General features: G+C 62.4%; 25 protein-coding genes. 8 read left to right on the top strand and 17 right to left on the bottom strand.

Annotated features, from left to right (window positions below):
• Positions 1–115: 115 nt before the first annotated feature.
• Positions 116–1150: an N-acetyl-gamma-glutamyl-phosphate reductase gene (gene argC, locus PverR02_RS28620; RefSeq protein ID WP_017847781.1), complete on the bottom strand. Its 1035-nt coding sequence runs from the start codon at positions 1148–1150 to the stop codon at positions 116–118.
• Between the two features lie 136 nt (positions 1151–1286).
• Here argC and hemJ point away from each other — a divergent pair, with 136 nt between their 5' ends.
• From hemJ to coq7, 6 genes are all read left to right on the top strand, one after another.
• Positions 1287–1715, top strand: a complete 429-nt coding sequence (gene hemJ / locus PverR02_RS28625) for a protoporphyrinogen oxidase HemJ (RefSeq protein WP_017847782.1) — start codon at positions 1287–1289, stop codon at positions 1713–1715.
• A gap of 24 nt (positions 1716–1739) precedes the next feature.
• The gene (locus PverR02_RS28630; RefSeq protein WP_079444811.1) at positions 1740–2702 is read left to right on the top strand and encodes an NAD(P)H-dependent flavin oxidoreductase; all 963 of its coding nucleotides are present in this window, start codon (positions 1740–1742) and stop codon (positions 2700–2702) included.
• A 70-nt stretch (positions 2703–2772) separates the two neighbouring features.
• Positions 2773–3723, top strand: a complete 951-nt coding sequence (locus PverR02_RS28635; RefSeq protein WP_017847784.1) for a DUF805 domain-containing protein — start codon at positions 2773–2775, stop codon at positions 3721–3723.
• A 63-nt stretch (positions 3724–3786) separates the two neighbouring features.
• Positions 3787–4575, top strand: coding sequence for an SDR family NAD(P)-dependent oxidoreductase (locus PverR02_RS28640; RefSeq protein ID WP_017847785.1), 789 nt, complete (start codon positions 3787–3789; stop codon positions 4573–4575).
• A gap of 46 nt (positions 4576–4621) precedes the next feature.
• Positions 4622–4960 (top strand): histidine triad nucleotide-binding protein, encoded by a 339-nt coding sequence (locus tag PverR02_RS28645; protein WP_017847786.1) that lies wholly within the window; start codon positions 4622–4624, stop codon positions 4958–4960.
• Positions 4961–5078: 118 nt separating this feature from the next.
• On the top strand, positions 5079–5726 hold the full coding sequence (gene coq7 / locus PverR02_RS28650; RefSeq protein ID WP_017847787.1) for a 2-polyprenyl-3-methyl-6-methoxy-1,4-benzoquinone monooxygenase: 648 nt from the start codon (positions 5079–5081) through the stop codon (positions 5724–5726).
• Between the two features lie 57 nt (positions 5727–5783).
• Here the strand turns inward: coq7 and PverR02_RS28655 are convergent, their stop codons facing one another.
• A complete protein-coding gene (locus tag PverR02_RS28655) occupies positions 5784–6206 on the bottom strand; it encodes an OsmC family protein (protein ID WP_005792019.1) in 423 nt (140 codons plus the stop codon).
• 248 nt (positions 6207–6454) lie between these two features.
• Between PverR02_RS28655 and crp the strand changes: the two genes are divergently transcribed.
• Complete coding sequence (gene crp, locus PverR02_RS28660) at positions 6455–7099, top strand: cAMP-activated global transcriptional regulator CRP (RefSeq protein WP_017847788.1); 645 nt, start codon at positions 6455–6457, stop codon at positions 7097–7099.
• On the opposite strand, the gene PverR02_RS28665 is transcribed toward crp, so the two are convergent.
• From PverR02_RS28665 to PverR02_RS28730, 14 genes are all read right to left on the bottom strand, one after another.
• Positions 7096–7791 carry a lipoate--protein ligase family protein gene (locus PverR02_RS28665; RefSeq protein WP_079444812.1) on the bottom strand — a complete coding sequence of 232 codons (696 nt, stop codon included), beginning with the start codon at positions 7789–7791 and terminating at the stop codon, positions 7096–7098. The genes crp and PverR02_RS28665 overlap by 4 nt on opposite strands.
• Positions 7792–7896: 105 nt before the next feature.
• Positions 7897–8733: an indole-3-glycerol phosphate synthase TrpC gene (gene trpC, locus PverR02_RS28670; RefSeq protein WP_079444813.1), complete on the bottom strand. Its 837-nt coding sequence runs from the start codon at positions 8731–8733 to the stop codon at positions 7897–7899.
• A complete protein-coding gene (gene trpD / locus PverR02_RS28675) occupies positions 8730–9779 on the bottom strand; it encodes an anthranilate phosphoribosyltransferase (RefSeq protein ID WP_017847791.1) in 1050 nt (349 codons plus the stop codon). Before trpD ends, trpC begins: the two co-directional genes overlap by 4 nt.
• A gap of 9 nt (positions 9780–9788) precedes the next feature.
• Complete coding sequence (locus tag PverR02_RS28680; RefSeq protein ID WP_079444814.1) at positions 9789–10382, bottom strand: aminodeoxychorismate/anthranilate synthase component II; 594 nt, start codon at positions 10380–10382, stop codon at positions 9789–9791.
• 20 nt (positions 10383–10402) lie between these two features.
• Positions 10403–11884, bottom strand: a complete 1482-nt coding sequence (gene trpE / locus PverR02_RS28685) for an anthranilate synthase component I (RefSeq protein ID WP_046381870.1) — start codon at positions 11882–11884, stop codon at positions 10403–10405.
• A 69-nt stretch (positions 11885–11953) separates the two neighbouring features.
• A complete protein-coding gene (locus PverR02_RS28690; protein ID WP_079444815.1) occupies positions 11954–12772 on the bottom strand; it encodes a phosphoglycolate phosphatase in 819 nt (272 codons plus the stop codon).
• Positions 12769–13443 carry a ribulose-phosphate 3-epimerase gene (gene rpe, locus PverR02_RS28695; protein ID WP_046381868.1) on the bottom strand — a complete coding sequence of 225 codons (675 nt, stop codon included), beginning with the start codon at positions 13441–13443 and terminating at the stop codon, positions 12769–12771. The genes PverR02_RS28690 and rpe overlap by 4 nt, the downstream gene beginning before the upstream one ends.
• 84 nt (positions 13444–13527) lie before the next feature.
• The gene (locus PverR02_RS28700) at positions 13528–14676 is read right to left on the bottom strand and encodes an iron-containing alcohol dehydrogenase (RefSeq protein WP_079444816.1); all 1149 of its coding nucleotides are present in this window, start codon (positions 14674–14676) and stop codon (positions 13528–13530) included.
• Positions 14677–14799: 123 nt separating this feature from the next.
• Positions 14800–15624, bottom strand: a complete 825-nt coding sequence (locus PverR02_RS28705) for an ABC transporter permease (RefSeq protein ID WP_017847797.1) — start codon at positions 15622–15624, stop codon at positions 14800–14802.
• Positions 15625–15636: 12 nt separating this feature from the next.
• Positions 15637–16884, bottom strand: a complete 1248-nt coding sequence (locus tag PverR02_RS28710) for an ABC transporter permease (protein ID WP_046381866.1) — start codon at positions 16882–16884, stop codon at positions 15637–15639.
• Positions 16885–16971: 87 nt separating this feature from the next.
• Positions 16972–18012, bottom strand: coding sequence for an ABC transporter substrate-binding protein (locus tag PverR02_RS28715; protein ID WP_057005388.1), 1041 nt, complete (start codon positions 18010–18012; stop codon positions 16972–16974).
• A gap of 44 nt (positions 18013–18056) precedes the next feature.
• Positions 18057–19169 (bottom strand): ABC transporter ATP-binding protein, encoded by a 1113-nt coding sequence (locus PverR02_RS28720; protein WP_046381864.1) that lies wholly within the window; start codon positions 19167–19169, stop codon positions 18057–18059.
• Positions 19170–19394: 225 nt separating this feature from the next.
• The gene (locus PverR02_RS28725; protein WP_017847801.1) at positions 19395–20024 is read right to left on the bottom strand and encodes a response regulator; all 630 of its coding nucleotides are present in this window, start codon (positions 20022–20024) and stop codon (positions 19395–19397) included.
• Positions 20025–20042: 18 nt separating this feature from the next.
• Positions 20043–22037: a sensor histidine kinase gene (locus tag PverR02_RS28730; RefSeq protein ID WP_046381863.1), complete on the bottom strand. Its 1995-nt coding sequence runs from the start codon at positions 22035–22037 to the stop codon at positions 20043–20045.
• 77 nt (positions 22038–22114) lie between these two features.
• Here PverR02_RS28730 and PverR02_RS28735 point away from each other — a divergent pair, with 77 nt between their 5' ends.
• A complete protein-coding gene (locus tag PverR02_RS28735) occupies positions 22115–23089 on the top strand; it encodes an alpha/beta hydrolase family protein (RefSeq protein ID WP_046381862.1) in 975 nt (324 codons plus the stop codon).
• Positions 23090–23112: 23 nt separating this feature from the next.
• On the opposite strand, the gene PverR02_RS28740 is transcribed toward PverR02_RS28735, so the two are convergent.
• The gene (locus PverR02_RS28740) at positions 23113–23880 is read right to left on the bottom strand and encodes a TerB family tellurite resistance protein (protein WP_017847804.1); all 768 of its coding nucleotides are present in this window, start codon (positions 23878–23880) and stop codon (positions 23113–23115) included.

The following is a 23880-nucleotide window of genomic DNA, read 5'->3' on the forward strand; positions in this document are numbered from 1 at the left end:
TCCGCTTCTCCTAGAAAAGCGGTCAACTATTGTTACGGTATATCAATCTGCGCAGCCGCCATTAAAAACACAAAAGGCCCGATCGACGGGCCTTCTGCTTGGCGACCTGACAGCCTTACGGCAGCATGCCTGCGTGGGACAAGCCCAGCTTCTCATCCAGGCCGAACAGGATGTTCATGTTCTGCACCGCCTGGCCCGAAGCGCCCTTGACCAGATTGTCGATCACCGACAGCACCACCACCAGATCACCGTCCTGCGGCCGATGCACGGCAATCCGGCACACGTTGGCGCCGCGCACACTGCGGGTTTCCGGATGGCTGCCGGCCGGCATCACATCGACGAACGGCTCGTTGGCGTAACGCTTTTCAAACAGCGCCTGCAAATCCACCGAGCGATCCACCACCGTCGCATACAGTGTCGAGTGAATGCCACGGATCATCGGAGTCAGGTGCGGCACGAAGGTCAGCCCCACATCCTTACCGGCGGCGCGACGCAGCCCCTGGCGGATTTCCGGCAGATGACGATGCCCTTTTACCGCGTAGGCCTTCATGCTTTCCGACGTCTCGGAGTATAGCGACCCCACCGCCGCCCCACGCCCGGCGCCGCTGACGCCCGACTTGCAGTCGGCAATCAAGCGCGAAACGTCGGCCAGCCCGGCTTCGAGCAATGGCAGGAAGCCCAGCTGCGTCGCGGTCGGATAGCAACCCGGCACAGCGATCAGGCGCGCTTGCTTGATCTGCTCACGATTGACTTCCGGCAGGCCGTACACCGCCTCTTCCAACAGCTGCGGCGCGCCGTGTGGCTGGCCGTACCATTTGGCCCACTCGTCGGCATCCTGCAGGCGGAAGTCCGCCGACAGATCGATGACCTTGGTGCCCGCGGCCAGCAACTCGCCGGCCAGCGCATGGGCCACGCCGTGGGGGGTGGCAAAGAACACCACGTCACAGGCGCCGAGGGTCTTGATGTCCGGTACACTGAACGCCAGGCCGTCGTAATGGCCTCGCAGGTTCGGGTACATATCGGCCACAGCCAGGCCGGCCTCGGATCGGGAAGTGATGACCACCACCTCAGCTTGCGGATGCTGCGCCAACAGACGCAGCAATTCGACACCGGTGTAACCCGTGCCGCCGACGATACCGACCTTGACCATAAACCTGCCCTCAAAGAACCCACTGGAAAGCCGTCGATAATAGGGGCCGCATTGTCCTGCGACAACCGCCAAGGTGACGTAAGGACGCATGAGCCACTACTATCTTCAGTTACCGTGAACCTGGGAATAACTAAAAATGCTTTATCTATGGGTCAAAGCCTTCCATATCGTCAGCATCGTGTGCTGGTTTGCCGGGCTGTTCTACCTGCCGCGCCTGTTCGTCTACCACGCCCAAAGCGAAGACACCGTCAGCAAGGAACGCTTCAGCGTCATGGAGCGCAAGCTGTATCGAGGCATCATGGGCCCGTCGATGCTTGCCACGCTGGTCTTCGGCATCTGGATGATCGCCCTCAACCCCGGCCTCTTCCATATGGGCGCCTGGCTCCACGTCAAGCTGACCCTGGTCGTTCTGCTGATCGGTTACCACCACATGTGCGGCGCACAGGTAAAACGCTTCGCCCGTGGCGAAAACACCCGCAGCCATGTCTTTTATCGCTGGTTCAATGAATTCCCGGTTCTGATATTGCTGGCTATCGTAATTCTGGTCGTGGTCAAACCGTTCTAACGTCAATGCCTCGGGGTACCTCCAATGTCGCTGCCCGCTTTGCTTGAACAACATCTGCGCCTGCCCGTCGTGGCCGCGCCGATGTTCCTGATTTCCAATCCGCAACTGGTCCTGGCGTGCTGCCGCAATGGCGTGGTCGGAAGTTTCCCGGCACTGAACCAGCGCGAAAGCAGTGGTTTCAAGGCCTGGCTGGAGGAAATCGAAGCGGGCCTGGCGCAGTTGAGCAACCCTGCGCCCTACGCCGTCAACCTCATCGTCCACCACAGCAACCCACGGTTGGAGGCAGACCTGGCGATCTGCGTCGAGCACAAGGTGCCGATCGTCATCACCAGCCTCGGCGCGGTGAAGGCGTTGGTCGATGCGGTACACAGCTACGGCGGCCTGGTCTTCCATGACGTCACCACTCGACGTCACGCCGAGAAAGCCGCCGAAGCCGGGGTGGACGGCCTGATCGCCGTGGCCGCCGGCGCCGGTGGCCATGCCGGCACCTGGAGCCCGTTCGCGTTGATCGCCGAGATTCGCCAGTTCTTCGACAAAACCCTGCTGCTGGCCGGCTGCCTCAACCACGGGCACGAGATCCTGGCCGCCCAGTTGCTGGGCGCGGACCTGGCGTATCTGGGCACGCGGTTTATCGCCACCGCCGAAAGCCACGCGCCGGATGCGTATAAAGAGATGCTGCTCACATCAGGCGCCGTCGACATCGTGCACACTGCCGCAGTCTCCGGCGTGCCCGCGAGCTTCATGCGCCAGAGCCTGGCAAACGCCGGTTTCGACCTGGCCGCCCTGCAAGGCAAAGGCGAAGTCAATTTCGGCGCCAAGCTCAAGCCGCTGAACGACGAGGCCAAGGCCTGGAAGACCGTATGGTCTGCCGGCCAGGGCGTCGGTGAAATCGATGATTTGCCCGGCGTCGATGAACTCGTTGCGCGCCTGGATGCCGAATACCGCGAAGCCCGCGAGAAGGCGGCACAGTTGCGCTGGCCGCGCTGATACACTTGCCGGACCCGCTCATTGAAGCGGGCCTGCCCCCCCCCCCCTGTAACATGACAAGGATGCCCGCATGAGCGACAACCGTTTCAAGATTGTGTTTGATGGAGCCCTGCTCCCGGGTGTCGAAAGCACCACCGCTAAACTGAATCTCGCCGAATTGTTCAAAAGCAACGTTGAGGCCATCGAGAAGCTCTTTACCGGTCGCCCCGTCGCCCTCAAGCGCGACCTCGCGCGCCCCGATGCCGAAACCTACCTCACCGCGTTGAAGAACGCCGGGATCGACGCGCGTATCGAAGCCGAACAGCCCGTGGCCTTCAGCCTTGACGAAACCCACGAGACCGAGCCCTCTGCCCGCCCTGCCGCCTCCCCGTATGCACCACCGCGTGCCGCAGTGGGTGACGATTTGCCGGAGTACGCCGAGCTCAAGATCTTCACGATCCATGGCCGCATCGGTCGCCTGCGCTACCTGGCCTGGACGCTGGTACTCACCGTCGCGATGCTCGTCGCCTCGGGCATCCTCGCCACTGCCGGCTTCGCCGTGGCGACCGCTTCGCCGACGGCGGGCATCATCCTGGGCTCGCTGCTGGGTTTCGCGCTGTTCGTGGCGATTGTCTGGGTCAGCGTGCAAATCGGCGTGCAGCGTCTGCACGACCTGGGCTGGTCCGGCTGGCTGTACCTGCTGAACCTGGTGCCGCTGGTGAACAGCATTTTCCCGCTGCTGCTGCTGGTGTTGCCAGGTAACACCGGCGCCAACCAGTACGGTGCGCCGCCACCGCGCAATTCCACGGCAGTGAAAGTCCTGGCCTCCCTGTGGCTGGCGTTTATTCCGTTGATGCTCATCATCTTGATGGCCTTGGGGATGAACGGCTACCTGGACCAACTCGAAAGCAACGTGGACAGCAGCTACGAAAGCAGCTCCATCACCTCCGATGAAGACGCCGATCAAAGCGTGATCGTCAATGAAGAAGACGTGCAAAGTGCTGACGACGCGGCCGAACCTGTAGACTCTCCAGAACAGTGAAAAAACGCCCGCCGCCTGTGATGCCTCTGTCACAGGTCCGGCGGCGTTGCGATGGAGAAAGGCATGACCCGTTACGCTCTGATCACCGGTGCCTCCAGCGGCATCGGCCTGGCCTTGGCCGAAGCACTGGCCCGGCGTGGCCGCAGCTTGATTCTGGTGGCCCGCCAGCGTGATCAGTTGGAAAGCATTGCAATCGAATTGACGCAACGCTTCGGCGTCGAGGTGCTGTTCCGCGCCTGCGACCTGGGTGAGCCGCTGCGTTTGTCCGGGTTCCTGTTGGAGCTTGAGGAAGGCGAGCGGCAGATCGACTTGCTGGTCAACTGCGCCGGCATGGGCACCAGCGGGCCGTTCCTGGCCCAGGACTGGATGACCGAGCAGGACCTGATCGAAGTCAACATCCTCGCCCTGACCCGTATGTGTCACGCCCTCGGCAATGCCATGGCCCTGCATGGCGGCGGGCAGATCCTCAACGTCGCCTCGATCGCCGCATTCCAACCCGGCCCGTGGATGAGCAGTTACTACGCCAGCAAAGCCTATGTATTGCACTTCTCCGAAGGTCTGCGCGAAGAATTGAAAACCTGCGGCATCAAGGTCTCGGTGCTGTGCCCCGGCCCGACGCGCACGGCCTTCTTCGGCACGGCGCAAATGGACACCGCCAAGCTCGAGCGCAGCGCGCACTTGATGAGCCCGGAGGAAGTGGCGCTCTACACCGTGCGCGCCCTGGAAAAAAACCAAGCCATCATCATCCCCGGCCGCCGCAATCGCTGGCTCGCCTTCAGTCCGCGCTTGAGCCCACGCTGGCTGACCCGCAAGCTCGCCGGCGCGATCAACAAGGCCTATTGCCCGCGCTGAAGGCCTGAGTACACTCACCCTGCACATTCACCATGGAGAAACAGCTTTGGATACTCTGTTCACCAAGATCATCAACAGAGAAATACCCGCGAAGATCATCTATGAAGATGATCAGGTCCTCGCCTTCCACGATATCGCCCCACAAGCGCCGGTACATTTTCTGGTTATCCCGAAAAAACCGATCCGCACCCTGAACGATCTGACCGAAAGCGACAAAACCCTGGCTGGGCACATCCTGTTCACCGCTCAGCGCCTGGCCCTGGAACAGGGCTGCGAGAAGGGTTTTCGTGTGGTGATGAACTGCAATGAAGACGGTGGACAGACCGTTTACCATATCCACATGCATGTGCTGGGTCAGCGCCAGATGAACTGGCCGCCGGGCTGATACGCCTGACACACGGGTCGCCGGCCTCCCGCATGCGACCCCATGCCCTTGACTCAACGCAAACGCTTCGCCCTCTCTTGCGGTAAACTGGCCGCCGAGATTCTTCCCGGAGGTCAGCATGACTACCCAACGTCACTACTCGCCAATTGACCGTCTGTTGTTGCAAGCCGACACGGCCATACGCACGCTGCTGCCATTCAGCGGCCAGCCGTATCGCCCGTCGCCCGCCATCGTGCAGCCCGATGCACAGATGAACGAGACCGACACCCGCCACGTCGCCGGCCTGATGCGTATCAACCATACCGGCGAAGTCTGTGCCCAGGCGCTGTACCAGGGCCAGGCGCTGACCGCCAAGCTGCCGCAAGTGCGCGCAGCCATGGAGCATGCCGCCGAGGAAGAAATCGACCACCTGGCCTGGTGCGAGCAACGCATTCGCCAGTTGGGCAGCCATCCCAGCGTGCTGAACCCGCTGTTCTATGGCCTGTCGTTTGGGATTGGCGCCGCAGCCGGCTTGATCAGCGACAAAGTCAGCCTGGGGTTTGTCGCGGCCACGGAACAGCAAGTATGCAAGCACCTGGATGAGCACCTGGAACAGTTACCGACCGAAGACGAAAAGTCCCGGGCGATTCTTGAACAGATGCGTATCGACGAAGAACACCACGCAGAAAGCGCACTGGACGCCGGTGGTTTCCGCTTCCCGGCGCCGGTGAGGTTTGGCATGAGCCTGATGGCCAAGGTCATGACCAAAAGCACCTACCGCATCTAACCTGCAAAAAAGGGCGCTATCAAAGCGCCCTGTCTTTATTGCCGACGAATCCCTGGATCAGCCCAACTCAATGATTTCGTAATCATGGGTAATGGCGACACCGGCCGCGCCCAGCATGATCGACGCCGAGCAATACTTCTCGGCCGACAGCTCGATGGCACGTTTGACCTGGGCTTCTTTCAGCGCCCGGCCCTTGACCACGAAATGCATGTGGATCTTGGTGAACACCTTGGGATCTTCAGTCGCACGCTCGGCTTCGAGGAAGGCTTCGCAGCTTTCCACGGCCTGGCGGGACTTTTTCAAAATGCTGACCACGTCGAAATTGCTGCAACCGCCTACACCAAGCAGGAGCATTTCCATCGGGCGTACGCCCAGGTTGCGGCCACCGGCTTCCGGCGGACCGTCCATGACCACGACATGGCCACTGCCCGACTCACCGAGGAACATGGCTTCGCCCGCCCATTGGATGCGTGCCTTCATCGCCCAGACTCCACTGCTAAAAAAGGGTCGCCAGCTTAGCACACGGCCCGCGGCCGGCAGCTTTTGCGCGTAAAACCATCAATCGCCACAGTTACCCGGTAAATTGGCTAATCGAGTCACAATGTGTCTGGTAAGCTGGCGCCAAATGAATGGCGCATTGCCATCCTTTGTACAACGTGTATCAATGCAGATACAGCTGGATAAAAACAAATCCAACCACCCTGTGCAGTCTTTTTCGGGATACAACCATGGTTGCTTTTACTCCCATACCCAAGATCAAGAATCTCGACAGACTGCTGACGCATTGCCAGAGTCGTCGTTACCCGGCCAAGCACAACATCATCTGCGCAGGCGAACGCTCCGAAACACTGTTCTTCATTATCAAGGGCTCGGTCACCATCCTGATCGAGGATGAAGACGGCCGCGAGATGATCATTGCCTACCTCAATACCGGCGATTTCTTCGGCGAGCTGGGGTTATTTGAACAAGCTGGCAAAGAACAGGAGCGCAGTGCCTGGGTGCGGACCAAAATCGAGAGCGAAGTGGCCGAGATCAGTTACACGAAGTTTCGTGAACTGACCCAGCACGATCCCGACATCCTTTATGCACTGAGCGGCCAGATTGCCCAGCGCCTGCGGGACACCACGCGCAAAGTCGGCGACCTGGCATTCTTTGATGTCACCGGCCGTGTGGCCCGCTGCCTGTTGGAGCTGTGCAAGCAGCCCGACGCGATGACTCACCCCGATGGCATGCAGATCAAAGTCACGCGCCAGGAGATCGGGCGCATTGTCGGTTGTTCACGGGAGATGGTCGGTCGCGTGCTCAAGGATCTGGAAGAACGCAACCTGGTAGACGTCAAAGGCAAGACGATGGTGGTGTTCGGCACCCGTTAAACCGGCAGGAAGCTGGCCAGCATCTGCCGGTACAGCACATCCAGCCGGCTGAGCGCGTCCGGTGCGGGGAAGGCTTCGTGCAGGGCGATATGGCTGTCGGCGCGAACGCGCTGTTCCAGGCCGCAGGCTTGATTGAAGCGATTGACCGCCGCGATCAGTTCTTCGCGATCGTTGTCCAGCAACAAGGCTCCGTGTACCAGCCCCACCGGACGGCCACCACTTTGGCGCCAGCGCTGGGCGGTGCCGACCATTTTGCGGCCATTGAGGTTGACGTTGTAGCGGCCGTCGCAGAACGCGCCGTCGATTTCGCCGACGGAAGCATCGCCGCCCAGTTCGATCAGCAAGTCACAGATCGGCTGGCACAAACGCAGGTAGCCGGTTTCGATGCGCCCCTGGTCGCCTTCGCTGCGCGGCGGTGCGTAGACCAGGGCGATATTGACCGTGGCGTTTGATTGCGGCACCGGCTCGCCGCCGGTTTCGCGTAACAGCACCGGCCAGCCGGCCGCGGCTGACACTTGGCTGGCCACGTCAAACCCCGGCAGTCGGCTCAAGCGCCGCGGCATCACCAATGCCTGATCACTGGGCTGCCAGAACAGCAGGCCAAACGCCTGCTCCCCAGCACAAACAGCCGCCAGCAGGTTTTGCTCGGCAGCAAGCCCGGCTTCGACGCTCATCGACACTGGCTGGATCATCGAACACCTACCTCGCTGAATAAATACAAAACCCAATGTGAATGTGGGAGGGGGCTTGCCCCCTCCCACATGTTGACCGCACTTCAAATACTGACCGCGGTTTGATCAATCCAGGGTCGAACCGCTGACTGCCACACCACGCTCCGGGAAGAACAGGCGTTGCAGTTCGGCGCCCGGGTTCTCGGCGCGCATGAAGGTCTCGCCCACCAGGAACGAATACACGTCGCTGATTTCCATCAGCTCCACGTCGGCGCGGTTAACGATGCCGCTTTCGGTAATCACCAGGCGGTCGCGCGGGATACGCGGCAGCAGGTCGAGGGTGTTTTCCAGGCTGACTTCGAAGGTGTGCAGGTTGCGGTTGTTGACCCCCACCAGCGGTGTGTCGAGGGTTTTCAGCGCACGTTCCAGCTCATCGCCGTCGTGGACTTCCACCAGCACGTCGAGGCCGACGCTTTTGGCCACGGCCGCCAGCTCGGCCATCTTCACGTCATCCAGCGCGGAGACGATCAGCAGCACACAGTCGGCGCCCAGGGCACGGGCTTCAACGATCTGGTATGGATCGATCATGAAGTCCTTGCGGATCACCGGCAACTTGCACGCGGCGCGGGCCTGTTGCAGGAACAGGTCGGAACCCTGGAAGAAATCGACATCAGTCAGCACGGAGAGGCAAGTCGCCCCGCCTCTCTCATAGCTGGTGGCGATGTCGGCCGGTACGAAGTTTTCGCGGATCACGCCTTTGCTTGGCGAGGCCTTCTTGATTTCAGCGATGACAGCCGGCTGCTTGAGCTTGGCCTGAGCGATCAAGGCCTTGGCGAAGCCACGCGGCGCATCGGCGATTTTCGCCCGGCTTTCCAGCTCGGCCAGGCTCACGCGGGCACGGCGTTCAGCGACTTCTTCGGCTTTGCGGGCCAGGATCTTTTCCAGAACGGTCGGCACACTCATCCTTCATTCTCCATCTTGAACACCGCAGTAAAGGCCCCCAGTTCTTCGAGCTTCTCGCGGGCAAGGCCGGTGTGCAATGCATCATGCGCGAGGGCCACGCCTTCGTTAAGACTATAGGCGTGATCGGCGGCATAAAGCGCGGCACCGGCATTGAGCACAATCATTTCGGCGGCTTTCTGGCCGTTTTCGGTCTTGCGACGCCCCAAGGCGTCCTGAATCAGCGCCAGGGAGTCCGCCGGGCTTTCCACCGCCAGGCCGTGCAGGCTCTGGCTCTTCATGCCGAGATCTTCAGGCTCGACCCAATATTCGGTGATCTGATCATTCTTCAGCTCCGCCACAAAGGTCGGCGCCGCCAGGCTGAATTCGTCCAGGCCGTCTTTGGAATGCACCACCAGCACATGCTTGCTGCCCAGGCGCTGCAACACTTCGGCCAACGGCCGGCACAACGCCTGGCTGAACACGCCGACCACCTGATGCTTCACACCGGCCGGATTCGTAAGCGGGCCGAGCATGTTGAACAGGGTGCGCAGGCCGAGATCCTTGCGCGGGCCGGCGGCGTGTTTCATCGCGCCGTGGTGGGACTGCGCAAACATGAAGCCAATGCCCACGTTGTCGATGCAGCGCGCCACTTGTACGGGGGTCAGGTTCAGGTAGATCCCGGCCGCTTCGAGCAGATCCGCGCTACCGCTTTTGCCGGACACCGCTCGGTTGCCGTGTTTGGCCACGGTGCAACCCGCTGCCGCGACCACGAAGGAGGCCGCCGTGGACACGTTGAAAATATTCGCACCGTCGCCGCCGGTGCCGACCACATCGACCACGCCGTCGAGGGTCTTGAGCTCGACCTTGTCCGCCAGCTCGCGCATCACCGACACGGCGCCGACGATTTCGTCGATGCTCTCGCTCTTCATACGCATCGCCATCATGAACGCGCCGATCTGCGCGTCGGTGCATTGACCGGTCATGATCTCACGCATCACATCGCTCATTTCCGCGGTGCTCAGGTCCAGATGGCCGACGATACGGCTCAGGGCAGTCTTGATATCCATGAAAAGTCCTTAGCGCGTGCCGCCGCTCTGCTTGAGAAAGTTGGCGAACAGCTCGTAGCCCTGCTCGGTCAGGATCGACTCGGGGTGAAACTGCACCCCTTCGATGTTCAGTGTCTTGTGGCGCAAGCCCATGATCTCGTCGACCGAGCCGTCTTCCAGCTGGGTCCAGGCGGTCAATTCCAGGCAGTCGGGCAGGGTTTCGCGCTTGACCACCAGCGAATGGTAGCGCGTCACGGTGACCGGCAGGTTGAGGTCTTCGAACACACCGAGGTTTTTATGGAACACCGGGCTGGTCTTGCCGTGCATCACTTGGCGCGCCCGCACCACCTCACCGCCAAACGCCTGGCCGATGGACTGGTGGCCCAGGCACACGCCGAGGATCGGCAGCTTGCCGGCGAAGTATTTGATCGCCTCCAGGGAGATGCCCGCCTCGGTCGGCGTGCAGGGCCCCGGCGAAACCACAATGCGCTCCGGGTTCAGGGCGGCGATTTCGGCGACGGTCAGTTCGTCGTTGCGCACCACCTTGACCTCGGCACCAAGCTCGCCCAGGTACTGCACAACGTTGTAGGTAAAGGAGTCGTAGTTATCAATCATCAGCAACATGGGGGAAACCTCAAGAATTCTTAGCCCTGGGGGGTCTGTTCAGCCAACGCCACTGCACGGAACATGGCGCGGCGCTTGTTCAGGGTTTCTTCCCATTCGAGGGCCGGCACCGAGTCGGCGACGATCCCGCCACCGGCCTGCACATGCAGTTCCCCGTCCTTGATCACTGCCGTGCGAATCGCAATGGCGGTGTCCATGTTGCCGTTCCAGGCGAAATAGCCCACGGCGCCGCCGTAGACACCGCGCTTGACCGGCTCGAGCTCGTCGATGATCTCCATCGCGCGAATCTTCGGCGCGCCCGACAAGGTGCCCGCCGGCAGAATCGCCCGCAGCGCGTCCATCGCGGTCAGGCCGGCCTTCAATTCGCCGGTGACGTTGGAGACGATGTGCATCACGTTGGAGTAGCGCTCGATGACCATCTTCTCGGTCAACTTCACCGAACCGATTTCCGAGACGCGCCCGGTGTCATTGCGGCCCAGGTCGATCAGCATGAGGTGCTCGGCGATTTCCTTGTCGTCGCTGAGCAGCTCTTCTTCGAGCGCCAGGTCCGCTTCCTCGGTCGCGCCACGCGGGCGGGTACCGGCGATCGGGCGCACGGTGATCAGGTTGTCTTCGACGCGCACCAGCACTTCCGGCGAACTGCCGACGACGTGGAAGTCGCCGAAGTTGAAGAAGTACATGTACGGCGTCGGGTTGAAGCAACGCAGCGCGCGGTACAGGTCGATCGGCGCGGCCTTGAAGTCGATGGACATGCGTTGCGACGGCACCACCTGCATGCAGTCGCCGGCGAGGATGTATTCCTTGATGGTATCGACCGCCCGCTCGTAGTCATCCTGGGTAAAGCTGGAGCGGAACACCGGGTCGGCCGCCGGCGGACGGCGCAGGTCCAGGCCGCGACGCGGGGTGATCGGCTGGCGCAGTTTTTCCAGCAGGGCTTCGAGGCTGGCCAGGCCTTGCTCGAACGCATCGCTCTGGGCGGGGTCGGCCAGCACGATTGCATGCATCTTGCCGGCGAGGTTGTCGAACACCACCACGGCGTCGGAGACCATCAGCAGAATGTCCGGAACGCCCAATGGATCGGGGTTCGGGCATTTACCCAGGCGTTTTTCCACATAACGCACGCAGTCGTAGCCGAAATACCCGACCAGGCCGCCGTTGAAACGCGGCAGCCCAGGGATGGTCGGCACGTTGTAGCGCGCCTTGAAGGTTTCGACGAAGGCCAGTGGGTCTTCGACGTCATGGCTTTCGATCTCGACGCCGTCATGGGTGATGCTGACGTGATGGTCGTACACGCGCATGACGGTGCGGCACGGCAGGCCGATGATCGAGTAACGGCCCCACTTCTCGCCGCCCTGTACCGATTCAAGCAGGTAGGAGTTGGGCGCGTCGGCCAGCTTCAGGTAGATCGACAGCGGCGTGTCGAAGTCGGCCAGGGTTTCGCAGGCCAGGGGGATACGGTTGTAGCCGGCAGCGGCCAAGCGCAGGAATTCTTCGCGGATCATGAGGTGCCTCGTGGCATGAGGGTCTAACGGTCAGGTGTGCAAACGTGCCGCAGCGCGGCCAGGATTCAGTCAGGCGCGCCAACGCCAGCGGGCCAGGGCCTTGATAACTTTCATCCAGAGTTTGCGAGTGACTACCACGATGGTATTTCCAGAAGGGGATGGATCGGTGTCGGCCAACGTTATCTCAGCGCCCGCTCCCAAGCAACCGGGGATTAGTCGGCGCAGGTCATCAATTACCAGCGCGGGCGACTCTTCGGCGATCGGCCGACCGTGGTTATAGCCGTAACTCAAGGCCACGCACTGCACGCCCGCCGCCTTGGCCGCCAGCACATCGCTGCGCGAATCGCCGACAAACAGCGACTGGGACGCCGGGATATTGGCCATTTTCATCACGAAAAACAGCGCCGCCGGGTCGGGTTTCTTCTGCAGCAAGGTATCGCCACCGATGATCCAGCGGAAATAACGGCCGATTTTCATCTGGTCCAGCAACGGCGCGACGAAGCGCTCCGGCTTGTTGGTGATCAGGGCCATTTCCACGCCCTGCTTGCTCAGCCATTTGAGGGTGTCGCGCACGCCGGGGTACACCACGGTCAGTTCGTGGTGGTCTTCATAGGCGAGGTTGAACAATTCCAGGGCATGTTCGGCCTCGACATCATCGACCCCCTCGGCCTCGATGTGGTTGGCCAGCGCCCGGCGTACCAGTACTTGCGCGCCGTTGCCGACCCATTTGCGCACCGACTCGATGCCGACCGGCTTGCGCCCCAGCTTGAGCAGCATCTCGTCCACCGCCGCCGCCAGGTCCGGCACCGAGTCGATCAACGTACCGTCCAGATCGAACATCACCAGCCGTGGCAGTTTGCCGGGGAACAGCCGCTCGAAGCCGCTCATGGACGCGCCAGCGCCAGTTCCGCACGCATCTTGGCGATGACGTCCTGGTAGTTCGGCGCATTGAAGATCGCCGAGCCGGCGACAAAGGTGTCGGCGCCGGCGGCAGCGATTTCGCGGATGTTGTTGACGTTGACCCCGCCGTCGATTTCCAGGCGGATCTCACGCCCCGAGGCATCGATCAGCGCACGGGCTTCGCGCAGCTTGTCGAGGGTGCCGGGGATGAACTTCTGCCCGCCGAAACCTGGGTTGACGCTCATCAGCAGCACCATGTCGACTTTGTCCATCACGTACTTGAGCACGTCCAGCGGGGTGGCCGGGTTGAACACCAGGCCCGCCTTGCAGCCGCCTTCGCGGATCAGTTGCAGGGTGCGGTCGACGTGCAGCGAGGCTTCCGGGTGGAAGGTGATGTAAGTCGCGCCCGCTTCAATGAAGTCCCCGACGATGCGGTCTACCGGGCTGACCATCAGGTGCGCGTCGATCGGCGCGGTGACACCGTACTTGCGCAACGCCGCGCAAACCATCGGGCCGATGGTCAGGTTGGGGACGTAGTGGTTGTCCATGACATCGAAGTGGACGAAGTCGGCACCGGCGGCCAACACGTTGTCCACTTCCTCACCCAGACGGGCAAAGTCGGCGGAGAGAATCGATGGAGCGATAACGAAGGGCTGCATGACGCACCTTTTTTGAGCTAAATCACAATGGCGCGCATTGTATACCTCATGCTTTGCCCAGCGCACCGTGACCTAACTCAACGGCTAGTACGCCGCCCGATAGATTTTCTCGATATCGGCAGCGCTGAGTTGGCGCGGATTGTTGCACATCAGGCGCTCGATGCCCGCCGCTTCCACGGCCATCGCGGCGAGTGCGTCTTCGGGGATGCCGAAGCTGCGCAGGCCCGACGGGATCTCCACCGCGGCGCACAGTCGCGTCATCGCCTCGACCGCCTGGTCGGCGGATTCATTGACGCTCAGGCCGGTGACATTCACGCCCATGGCCTGGGCAATGTCCTGCATGCGTTCGACACACGCCAGCTTGTTCCAGTGCATGACATACGGCAGCAACAGCGCATTGCTCACGCCATGAGCGATATTGAAGCGCCCGCCCAGCGGATACGCCAACGCATGCACCGCGCCGACCCCGGCGTTACCGAACGCCATCCCGGCCATCAGGCTGGCGGTGGCCATGTCGTCGCGGGCCTGCAGGTTGGCCGGGTTGGCGTAAGCCTTGGGCAACGCCTTGGCAATCAGCTTGATCGCGCCGATGGCCAAGGCATCGGTAATCGGCGAGGCGTTCAGCGACAGGTAGGACTCAATGGCATGCACCAGCGCATCCACGCCACTGGCGGCGGTGACGCTGCGCGGGCAGGTCAGGGTCATCTGCGGGCTGATGAGTGCGACGTCCGGCAGCAGGAAGTCACTGACGATGCCCTTTTTCAGTTGCGCGGCCTTGTCGGAGAGGATCGCGACGTTGGTCACTTCCGAGCCGGTGCCGGCCGTCGTGGGAATGGCGATCAGCGGCGGGCCCTTGCGCGGCACCTGATCGACACCGAACAGGTCCGCCAGCGCGCCGTGGTATCCGGCATAGGCCGCCACGCTCTTGGCGATATCGATCGCACTGCCGCCGCCCAGGCCGATCAGGCCGTCATGCCCGCCTTCGCGGTAGGCGCGCATGCAATCTTCGACAATGGCGATTTCCGGGTCGGGCAGCACCCGGTCGAAGATCTCGTAGGAGCGCTCGCCCAAATGCGCCAGCGCCAGCGCCACGGTGCCGGACTTGACCAGCGCGGCATCGGTGACGATCAGCGGGTTGTCGACATCCAGCCGCGTCAACTCTGCGGCCAATTGCTCGATGGCGCCGGCGCCAGTCAACAGTTTGTGGGCGATCTTGAATGAGGAAGTACTCATGTGCGCGGCCTCTTGTCGATTGTGGGCTGGCACAAGAGTAGCTGACGGAGATCGGTTGTCTTCCATTCAACAGCTGAATGGTCACAGAGCCGATTGTGGGAGGGGGCTTGCCCCCTCCCACATTTAGACCTGGGCGGTGCGCAACTTCTCGCTACGGCCGCGCAGCCATTCCAGGGTCAGCAGCAGCAACACCGAGAAAGCAATCAGCAAGGTCGCCGCGGCGGCAATCGTCGGGCTGAGGTTTTCGCGGATACCGCTGAACATCTGGCGCGGCAGGGTCGCTTGCTCGGGGCCGGCGAGGAACAGCGTCACCACCACTTCGTCGAACGAGGTGGCAAACGCGAACAGCGCCCCGGAAATCACCCCCGGCGCGATCAGCGGCAAGGTCACCCGGCGAAACGCGGTCAACGGCGATGCCCCCAGGCTGGCCGCTGCCCGCACCAGGTTATGGTTGAAACCCTGCAAGGTCGCGGACACCGTGATGATCACAAACGGCACGCCCAATACGGCGTGGACCACAATCAGCGAAAAGAAACTGTTACCCAGCCCCAGCGGCGCGAAGAACAGGTAACTGGCCACGCCGATGATCACCACCGGCACCACCATCGGCGAAATCACCAGGGCCATCACCAGCGCCTTGCCGGGGAAATGCCCACGGGTCAGGCCGATCGCCGCCAACGTGCCGAACACCATGGCCAGCACGGTGGCCGCCGGGGCGACGATGACGCTGTTCTTCAGCGCCCGCATCCATTCGGCCGAGGCGAAAAAGTCCTGGTACCAGTGCAGCGAGAAGCCTTGCAGCGGGTACACCAGGAAGCTGCCGCTGTTGAACGACAGCGGGATGATCACCAGCACAGGCAGAATCAGGAACAGCAGGATCAAGCCGCAGAGGATCCGCAAGCTGTAGAACCACACCCGCTCCACGGGCGACATATAAGGGCTCAGCATCGCAAGGTCTCCTTAGCTCAGGCGCAGGCGGCTGGCGCCCACCAGCCGGTTGTAGATCAGGTACAGCAGCACGGTGGCCAGCAGCAGCAAGCCGCCCAACGCGGTCGCCATGCCCCAGTTGATGCTGGTGTTGGTGTAGAAGGCCACGAAGTAGCTGACCATCTGGTCGTTCGGGCTGCCCAGCAAGGCCGGGGTGATGTAGTAACCAATCGCCAGGATGAACACCAGCAGGCAGCCTGCGCCCACACCGGCGTAGGTTTGCGGGAAGTACACGCGCCAGAAGCTGGCGAATGGGTGACAGCCCAGGGAAATCGCGGCGCGCATGTAAGTCGGCGAGATGCCTTTCATCACGCTGTAGATCGGCAGAATCATGAACGGCAGCAGGATATGCACCATGGAGATGTAGACCCCGGTGCGGTTGAACACCAGCTCCAGCGGCTTATCGATCAGGCCCATGCCCATCAGCGCGCTGTTGATCAGGCCACCGGACTGCAGCAGCACGATCCACGCCGCCACGCGCACCAGGATCGAGGTCCAGAACGGCAGCAGCACCAGAATCATCAGCAGGTTGCTTTGCCGTGCCGGCAGGTTCGCCAGCAGGTAGGCCAGCGGATAGGCCAACAGCAGGCAGACAAAAGTGATCACCAGGCCCATCCAGAAGGTGCGGGCGAAGATGTCCAGGTAGATCGCCTGGTCCGGCGTGGCCGGGGCCACTTCGCCGAGGTCGTCGATACGGTGATCGACGGCCGCCAGCAGATAGTACGGCGTCAGGCTGCTGGTATTGCGCCGGATCGCCTGCCAGTACGCCGGGTCGCCCCAGCGTTCGTCGAGGGTTTCCAACGCTTCTTTATAAGAGGCCGGCGCTTCGGTAAACGGCAGCGCCCGCGCGGTTTTGGTCAGCAGGCTGCGATAGCCGGCCAGTTCCATGTTCAAGCGTTTCGACAGATCGCCGAGGGTCTGGTTCTTGCGCGCTTCGCCAAGGTCTTCGCTGAGCGCCTGGTACACCGGCTCGCCAGGCAAGCCGCGACCGTCCCAGGTCTTCACCGCCACCACCGTGCGCGGCAGGCCGCCCACGACTTCCGGGTTGCCGACACTTTTGTACAACAGCGCAACGATCGGCACCAGGAACACCAGCAGCAAAAACAGCACCAGCGGCGCAATCAAGGCCTGGGCCTTCCAGCGATTAAGCCGCTCGGCACGCGCCAGGCGCTGCTTGAGGGTGGGGCTGTTGACCTCGGTCGAGGGAACGGCGATGGCCATGGCTAACTCCGAAACTTGAAAATGAATGCACTCTGCCAAACGCAGCAGATCCCCTGTGAGAGGGGGCAAGCCCCCTCCCACATGGAGTTACTTGGCAGCCCAGGAATTGAAGCGCTGCTCAAGTTGCTCGCCGTTATCCGCCCAGAAGCTCACATCGATCTGCACCTGGTTGGCGATGTTCTCAGGCGTGGTCGGCATGTCTTTCAAGACGTCTTTGGCCAGCAGCGGTACAGCTTGGGTGTTGGCCGGGCCGTAAGCGATGTTTTCCGAGTAGATCTTCTGCTGCTGCGGCTGCACCGAGAAGGCGATGAACTTCTTCGCCGCTTCTGCGCGATCCTTGGCCAAGCCTTTTGGAATAGCCCACGCGTCGAAGTCGTAGATGCCACCGTTCCAGACCACTTTCAGGTTGCTCTCTTTCTGTACGGCAGCGATGCGACCGTTGTAGGCCGAGCTCATCACTACGTCACCCGAGGCGAGGTACTGCGGCGGTTGCGCGCCGGCTTCCCACCACTGGATCGACGGTTTGAGTTCGTCGAGCTTTTTGAACGCACGGTCCTGGCCGTCTTTGCCGGCCAGCACTTTGTACACATCCTTCGGCGCCACGCCGTCAGCCATCAACGCGAATTCGAGGGTGTATTTGGCACCCTTGCGCAGGCCGCGCTTGCCAGGGAATTTCTTGGTGTCCCAGAAGTCCGCCCAACTGGTCGGCGCGCTGCTCAGCTTGTCAGCGTTGTAGGCGAGTACGGTCGACCACACGAAGAAGCCCACGCCGCATGGCTGGATCGCGCCTTTGACGTAGTCAGCGCTGTTGCCGAACAGTTTCGGGTCCAGCGGCTCGAACATGTCTTCGTCGCAACCACGGGACAGTTCCGGCGACTCCACTTCCACCAGGTCCCAGGACACGCTCTTGGTGTCGACCATGGCCTTGATCTTGGCCATCTCACCGTTGTACTCGCCGGCGACGATTTTGCCGTTGCCCGCACTTTCCCACGGTGCATAGAAAGCCTTGACCTGTGCGGCCTTGTTCGCGCCACCAAAGGACACGACCGTCAGATCCGGGCCGGCCATGGCCTGGGTCGCGCCGATCAAGCCGATCGCCAGTGCGGAATACTTAAGGGATCTCAACATTGTTGTTCTCTCCACGTGCAGGGTTGGTGAAGCCATGGGGGCGATTATTTCGCCTCTAGAAGTGGGTCGAGTGCGCGAACGTGCTCGACTTGCCAGCCAATCGGTACCACGTCGCCGACCGCCAGTGCCGGGTCCAGCTCGGCGATCGGTTGTTTCACAAAAAAATCAGTCATGCCGCAGACTTCCAGGCGCACGCGCACGTGGTCGCCCAGGTAGACAAATTCCGCTACTCGCCCAGAGAAGCGGTTCACGCAACGTTCGCTGGAGCCATTGAGGCTGACGCGCTCAGGCCGCACCGACAAGGTCACCGGGCCGCCGACCTGGCCGACGTTCACCGCCAGCGCCTCGACTTTCTCGCCCCGCGCCAGTTCCACCACGCAGCGGTCGCCGGTGTGGCTGTGCAGGCGACCGTTGAGGCGGTTGTTTTCGCCGATGAAGTTGGCGACGAAGGTATTTTTCGGCTCTTCGTACAGGGTACGCGGCGCCGCGATCTGCTGGATCTCGCCCTGGTGGAACACGGCCACCCGGTCGGACATGGTCAAGGCTTCGCCCTGGTCGTGGGTCACATACACCACGGTCACGCCGAGGCGTTGGTGCAGGTGCTTGATCTCCATCTGCATGTGTTCGCGCAATTGCTTGTCGAGGGCGCCGAGGGGTTCGTCCATCAGCACCAGCTGCGGTTCGAACACCAGCGCCCGGGCCAACGCCACACGCTGTTGCTGGCCGCCGGAGAGTTGCGCCGGGTAGCGTTGGGCGAAGGCGTCGAGCTGGACCATGCTCAGCACGCGCTTGACCCGCTCGCTGATATCGGTCTTGCTCAACCCTCGCACCGACAGGGGAAACGCCAGGTTCTCGGCCACGGTCATGTGCGGGAACAACGCGTAGTTCTGGAACACCATGCCGATATCGCGCTTGTGCGGCGGCACGTGGTTGATGGCACGCCCGGCCAGCTGGATTTCGCCGGCAGTCGGCGTTTCGAAGCCGGCCAGCATCATCAGGCTGGTGGTCTTACCCGAACCCGACGGCCCTAGCAGGGTGAGGAACTCGCCCTTGCGAATCTCCAGGTTGAGGTCTTTGACGATCAGGTTCTCGCCGTCGTAGCTCTTCTGCACGCCACGAAAGCTGACCAGCACATCATTTGAATCCGCCTCGCTCATACCCGCACCTTTGTATTTTGGACTGCTGTGGCACAAGCGTAGTCCAGGGGCGGGGCCCCGAAAATCGGGGGCCAGGAGAGAATCACATCAGCCGGATGGAAGGTTGGGGGTAGGGAACGCCCTACAGCGATGGCGGGGATAGAACAGCGCCGCTATAAGCGCCAGCCTGCAAGCGCCGAGAACGGGCAAATGGCGCTCTGAAGGAGGTCGCAAACAGGCATGTCGTCAGAGCAGCTTGTGCTCCATGGCGTACTTCACCAGTTCGGCCAGGGAGGTGATATTGAGCTTTTGCATCAGGCGTGCCTTATGGGTGCTGATGGTCTTGCTGCTCAACGCCAGTTGCTGGGCGATGTCGTTGACGTTGGCGCCCTGGGCCAGGCGTTCGAACACCGAGAACTCGCGTTCCGACAGCAGCGAATGCAAAGGTCGCGAATCGGTCAGGCCGACCTCGAAGACCATGCGATCGGCCAGGTCCGGGTCGATATAGCGCCCGCCAGCCGCGACCTTGCGAATCGCCATCAAGAGCAGGGCCGGGTCGCTGTCCTTGGTGGCATAACCGGCCGCGCCTACCTTCAAGGCCCGCGCGGCCATCTGCGCTTCATCGTGCATCGACAGCACCAGGATCGCCGGCGGATTGCTCAGCGCACGAATCCGCGCGATGGCTTCCAGGCCGTTGACGCCAGGCATCGAGATATCCAGCAACACCACCTCGCAAGGCACATGGCGCAAGGTCTCCAGCAACTGCTCGCCATTGCCCGCCTCGCCCACCACCAGCAAGTCTTTGGCCAGGCCGATCAATTGCTTGATGCCTTCACGCACGATGGTGTGGTCTTCGGCTACCAGTACACGGATCACAGGGGTTTCCTCTTATTGTTATGCATCCAATGGCACCGTCACACTCAGGGTGGTGCCCTCCCCCGGCTGGCTGTCCAGGTTCAACTGCCCGCCCATGATCAGCACGCGCTCACGCATGCCGACCAGGCCGAACGACACCGGGCGCCCCTTGGCCTCGATGAAACCGACGCCGTCGTCGCTGATGGTCAGCCGCAGTTGCTTGCCCTCCACCGCCAGGGTCAGCTCGACAGTATGCGCCTGGGCATGGCGCATCACATTGGTCAGCGCCTCCTGCAGGATACGGAACAGGCCGATGGCCTTGGCATCGCTCAAGGCCGGCAGGTTATCCGGGACTTGCACCAGGCAGGGAATCTGCGTGCGCGCTTCGAAGCGCCGCGCCTGCCACTCGATGGCCGAGGCGATCCCGGCGTCGAGAATCGGCGGGCGCAACGCCGTGGCCACGTCGCGCACCAATTGAAACAGTTGGGCGATCAGGCGTTTCATGCTGTTCAAGCGCTCGTTCAGGCCAGGGTCCAGTTGCGCATAGGCCAGCTCGCACATGGAGGTTTCCAGCTTGAGTACGGTGAGCATTTGCCCGAGTTCGTCGTGTACTTCGCGGGCGATGCGCGCCTTTTCTTCTTCACGCACGGTTTCCAGGTGCGCCGACAGTTCGCGCAACTGCGCTTCGCTTTGCAGCAACGCAGCCACATAACGGCGACGCTCAGTGACGTCATTGAGGTAGACCACCAGGTATTCGCCATCGGCAAACCGCAGAAAGCTCAACGACACCTCGGCCGGCAGGATGCTGCCGTCTGCGCGCAGGCAGTCGGCGGCGAAATGCTGTGGGCCCTCTTCGCTGGCACGCGCGCGTTTCCACAGGTTCAGCCAACGGTCCATGCTCAGGCTCGGGTCGAAATCGGCCAGCGGACGCTCGATCAGCGCGCCGGGGCCATAACCGAGCATGGTTTCCGCCGCCAGGTTGGCGTAGCGCACATGGCTGTCCCAATTGACCCAGAGGATGCCGACGGTACTTTGATCGATGGAAAACTGCGTCAGGCGCAGCGCTTCGGCACCGGCGGCGCGTGCGGCGCTTTCTTCGCGAGCGGCGAGCAGCTTGTGTTCCAGCACTCGTTGCTGGCGACGCTGCCAGAACACCACCGCCAGGCTGGCGAGCAGCAGCAACCCCAGCAGCAGGCTGAGGTTTTGCCACAGGCCGGGAGACTCAGACAGACGCGGGTATTTGGGTTGCAGCCAGCGGTTGTGCAACTGGTCCAGATCGCGGGCGGGGATGGCGCGCAACGCGCTTTCCATGATGCCAGACAGTTCCGGCCAGTCGCGGCGGGTCGCCACCCGCAGCAATTGCGGCAAGCCGATATCACCGACCACCGCCAGCCCGGAGAACTCAGGCTCGCCCGACAAGCGGCTCAGTTGCGCCTCATCCACCACGGCGTAACGCGCCTGCTGACTGACCAGCAACTGCAAGGCCTGGCGCTCCATGGGCACGCCTTGCAGGTTGAGACCGGGATAGGTGCTGCGCAGGTAATCGGCCACGGCGCTGGGCATACGCACGGCGACGCGGGAATGTTCGTCGAGTTTTTCCAATTCCACCGCACCGCCGCCCTCACGCACACCGACGATACGCTGGGGCACGCGCATGTACGGGTCGGTGAACAACCACAGGCGCAAACCGGCCGGGGTTTGCTGCAGACCGGGGGCGATGTCCACCTCGCCGTCGCGCAGGGCGGCTTCCAGTTGCTCCTGAGTGGGGAAATTGCGCCACGTCAGCTCGATGTTCAGGGCCTTGGCCAGCCATTGCATCAACTCGACATTGGCCCCCGACAAACGCTGCAGGCGCCGGTCGTATTGCGCATACGGCGCCTGCAAGACCAGCCCCACCCGCAACTCCGGGTGCTGCGCCAGCCATTCGCGTTGCGGCACAGAGAGCTGCGCTTGCGCAGCGACAGGCACGGGCGCGGCCCCCGCCATCAAGGCAAAGCACATACAGCCGATAACCAGCAGACAGCGAAAACCCATGATCCACGTCTCACATCACTGACAAATACTGACCAACCCATTAGGCTGCTGGAATCACTTCTGGCCGGGAATTAACGATGCCCTATCGAAACCGTTCGGCACTGCCAGCATTGTGCCTGTCACTCCTCTTTACCGCCGTCTTTTCTGCCCAGGCCGCCGACGCGCCTGCGCCGGTTGCGGAAAAACCGCTCGAACGCCAGCCCCTGCCGGAGCGGAGCCGGGAAGAAGCCAGCGCCCTCGAACGCCAGATCCCACGCGAAGAACAGCAACAGCTGCAGGCCGGCAGCGATTCATTCCTGGCCCTGTGGAAACCGGCCAACAGCGCCGAAGCCGAAGGCGTGGTGATTATCGTACCTGGCGCGGGTGAAAATGCTGACTGGCCGCAAGCAATTGCACCATTGCGGCGTAAATTGCCGGATGCCGGCTGGGGCACCCTCAGTCTGTCACTCCCGGACGTGAACCTGGACACCTTGCCACCACGGGTGATCGAAGCGCCCAACGCGGCCGTCGACACCAGCAGCAAAGACGGCAGCACCGCCGCCAAACCGATCGAGCAAGCCGCCAGCGCGGAAGCCGAAGGCACCGACCCGGCCGTGGTGCCGGGTGCGGACGAACAGGACAAGACCGATGCCAAGCGTATCTTCGAGCGCATCGATGCCGCCGTCGCTTTCGCCCAGACCCAAGGCGCCCGCAGCGTCGTGCTGCTTGGCCATGGCAGCGGCGCCTGGTGGGCCGCGCGGTACTTGAGCGAGAAACAACCGAGCCAGGTGCAGAAGCTGGTGATGGTGGCGGGCAAGGCCCCCGTGGGTCGCCAACCGGACCTGCAACAACTCGCCCCGGGCTTGAAAGTCCCCACGGCGGATGTCTTCTACCAGGACCTCGCCCAGGACCGGAACACCGCACGGGAGCGCGCCCAAGCCGCCAAACGCTTGAAGAATGGCGGCTACAAGCAAGTGTCGCTCAAGACCTTGCCCGGCAACAGTTCGGCCGAGCAGGAGCAGTTGTATCGGCGGGTGCGCGGGTGGTTGAGCCCAGAGCCAAAAGACAGCTGAGCGCCCGCGCCCAAATGGGATGACTAGCGGAAATCCCGCCGCTCGCGAATCAACGTATAGGCGTTATGCAGTTCGCGGGTTCGCTCGGTGGCCTCACGCACTTGCGCGGGGCTGGCGCCGCTACCGGCGATCTTGTCTGGATGGTGGCGGCTGAGCAGGCGGCGGTAGGCGCGCTTGATCGCCGAGGGCTCGGTGGTGCTGGTCACCCCCAGAATCCGCAACGCCTCCTGATACGCGGCGCCACGGCTGGCCACCGGCTTGCGCTCCGGCGCGTAATCGGCGGCCAGCGCCTGAAGCTGTTGCGGCGTCCAGCCCAACCACTTGCCCCACAAGTTGATCAAGTCGCGCTCGGCATCATCCGCGCGGCCATCCGCCCAGGCCATGCGCCAACAGGCGCGCAACACGCCTTCTGACGCATGGGGCTGGGACTTGAGGACGCGCAGGTAGGCGCGCACCCGGTCAGAGCCGGATTTACCGCGGTTGAACGCCGCAATCGCCCGACGCTGGGCCGGTTCGGTCATGTCCAGCGCGCGCATTTCCTGGCGTGCCTGCTGGATATGCCCGTCCGCCACGCGGCCATTGCTTTTGGCCAGGCGGCCCAGCAGCACAAACAACAGTTCGTCATTGCGCAATGCCGGGCGCCCGCCCAGGCGCTCACGCAACTGTGCCCAGCTGTGCAGTTGCAGGCGGCGATCCAGCGCCTGCCCGAGCAAGGCTCCCAACAAGGCCCCCGGAATACTGGCAATGGCAAAGCCAGCCCCGGCGCCGATCAGCGTCCCAGGCCACAACAT

It is taken from the genome of Pseudomonas veronii, from assembly GCF_002028325.1.
GTDB classification, from domain to species: Bacteria; Pseudomonadota; Gammaproteobacteria; order Pseudomonadales; family Pseudomonadaceae; genus Aquipseudomonas; species Aquipseudomonas veronii.

What these genes read in the sequence shown, in the direction of transcription:
- argC (WP_017847781.1), bottom strand. Translation starts at nt 1,150, where the DNA reads ATGGTCAAGGTCGGTATCGTCGGCGGCACGGGTTACACCGGTGTCGAA.
- hemJ (WP_017847782.1), top strand. Translation starts at nt 1,287, where the DNA reads ATGCTTTATCTATGGGTCAAAGCCTTCCATATCGTCAGCATCGTGTGC.
- PverR02_RS28630 (WP_079444811.1), top strand. Translation starts at nt 1,740, where the DNA reads ATGTCGCTGCCCGCTTTGCTTGAACAACATCTGCGCCTGCCCGTCGTG.
- PverR02_RS28635 (WP_017847784.1), top strand. Translation starts at nt 2,773, where the DNA reads ATGAGCGACAACCGTTTCAAGATTGTGTTTGATGGAGCCCTGCTCCCG.
- PverR02_RS28640 (WP_017847785.1), top strand. Translation starts at nt 3,787, where the DNA reads ATGACCCGTTACGCTCTGATCACCGGTGCCTCCAGCGGCATCGGCCTG.
- coq7 (WP_017847787.1), top strand. Translation starts at nt 5,079, where the DNA reads ATGACTACCCAACGTCACTACTCGCCAATTGACCGTCTGTTGTTGCAA.
- PverR02_RS28655 (WP_005792019.1), bottom strand. Translation starts at nt 6,206, where the DNA reads ATGAAGGCACGCATCCAATGGGCGGGCGAAGCCATGTTCCTCGGTGAG.
- crp (WP_017847788.1), top strand. Translation starts at nt 6,455, where the DNA reads ATGGTTGCTTTTACTCCCATACCCAAGATCAAGAATCTCGACAGACTG.
- PverR02_RS28665 (WP_079444812.1), bottom strand. Translation starts at nt 7,791, where the DNA reads ATGATCCAGCCAGTGTCGATGAGCGTCGAAGCCGGGCTTGCTGCCGAG.
- trpC (WP_079444813.1), bottom strand. Translation starts at nt 8,733, where the DNA reads ATGAGTGTGCCGACCGTTCTGGAAAAGATCCTGGCCCGCAAAGCCGAA.
- trpD (WP_017847791.1), bottom strand. Translation starts at nt 9,779, where the DNA reads ATGGATATCAAGACTGCCCTGAGCCGTATCGTCGGCCATCTGGACCTG.
- PverR02_RS28680 (WP_079444814.1), bottom strand. Translation starts at nt 10,382, where the DNA reads ATGTTGCTGATGATTGATAACTACGACTCCTTTACCTACAACGTTGTG.
- trpE (WP_046381870.1), bottom strand. Translation starts at nt 11,884, where the DNA reads ATGATCCGCGAAGAATTCCTGCGCTTGGCCGCTGCCGGCTACAACCGT.
- PverR02_RS28690 (WP_079444815.1), bottom strand. Translation starts at nt 12,772, where the DNA reads ATGAGCGGCTTCGAGCGGCTGTTCCCCGGCAAACTGCCACGGCTGGTG.
- rpe (WP_046381868.1), bottom strand. Translation starts at nt 13,443, where the DNA reads ATGCAGCCCTTCGTTATCGCTCCATCGATTCTCTCCGCCGACTTTGCC.
- PverR02_RS28700 (WP_079444816.1), bottom strand. Translation starts at nt 14,676, where the DNA reads ATGAGTACTTCCTCATTCAAGATCGCCCACAAACTGTTGACTGGCGCC.
- PverR02_RS28705 (WP_017847797.1), bottom strand. Translation starts at nt 15,624, where the DNA reads ATGCTGAGCCCTTATATGTCGCCCGTGGAGCGGGTGTGGTTCTACAGC.
- PverR02_RS28710 (WP_046381866.1), bottom strand. Translation starts at nt 16,884, where the DNA reads ATGGCCATCGCCGTTCCCTCGACCGAGGTCAACAGCCCCACCCTCAAG.
- PverR02_RS28715 (WP_057005388.1), bottom strand. Translation starts at nt 18,012, where the DNA reads ATGTTGAGATCCCTTAAGTATTCCGCACTGGCGATCGGCTTGATCGGC.
- PverR02_RS28720 (WP_046381864.1), bottom strand. Translation starts at nt 19,169, where the DNA reads ATGAGCGAGGCGGATTCAAATGATGTGCTGGTCAGCTTTCGTGGCGTG.
- PverR02_RS28730 (WP_046381863.1), bottom strand. Translation starts at nt 22,037, where the DNA reads ATGGGTTTTCGCTGTCTGCTGGTTATCGGCTGTATGTGCTTTGCCTTG.
- PverR02_RS28735 (WP_046381862.1), top strand. Translation starts at nt 22,115, where the DNA reads ATGCCCTATCGAAACCGTTCGGCACTGCCAGCATTGTGCCTGTCACTC.
- PverR02_RS28740 (WP_017847804.1), bottom strand. Translation starts at nt 23,880, where the DNA reads ATGTTGTGGCCTGGGACGCTGATCGGCGCCGGGGCTGGCTTTGCCATT.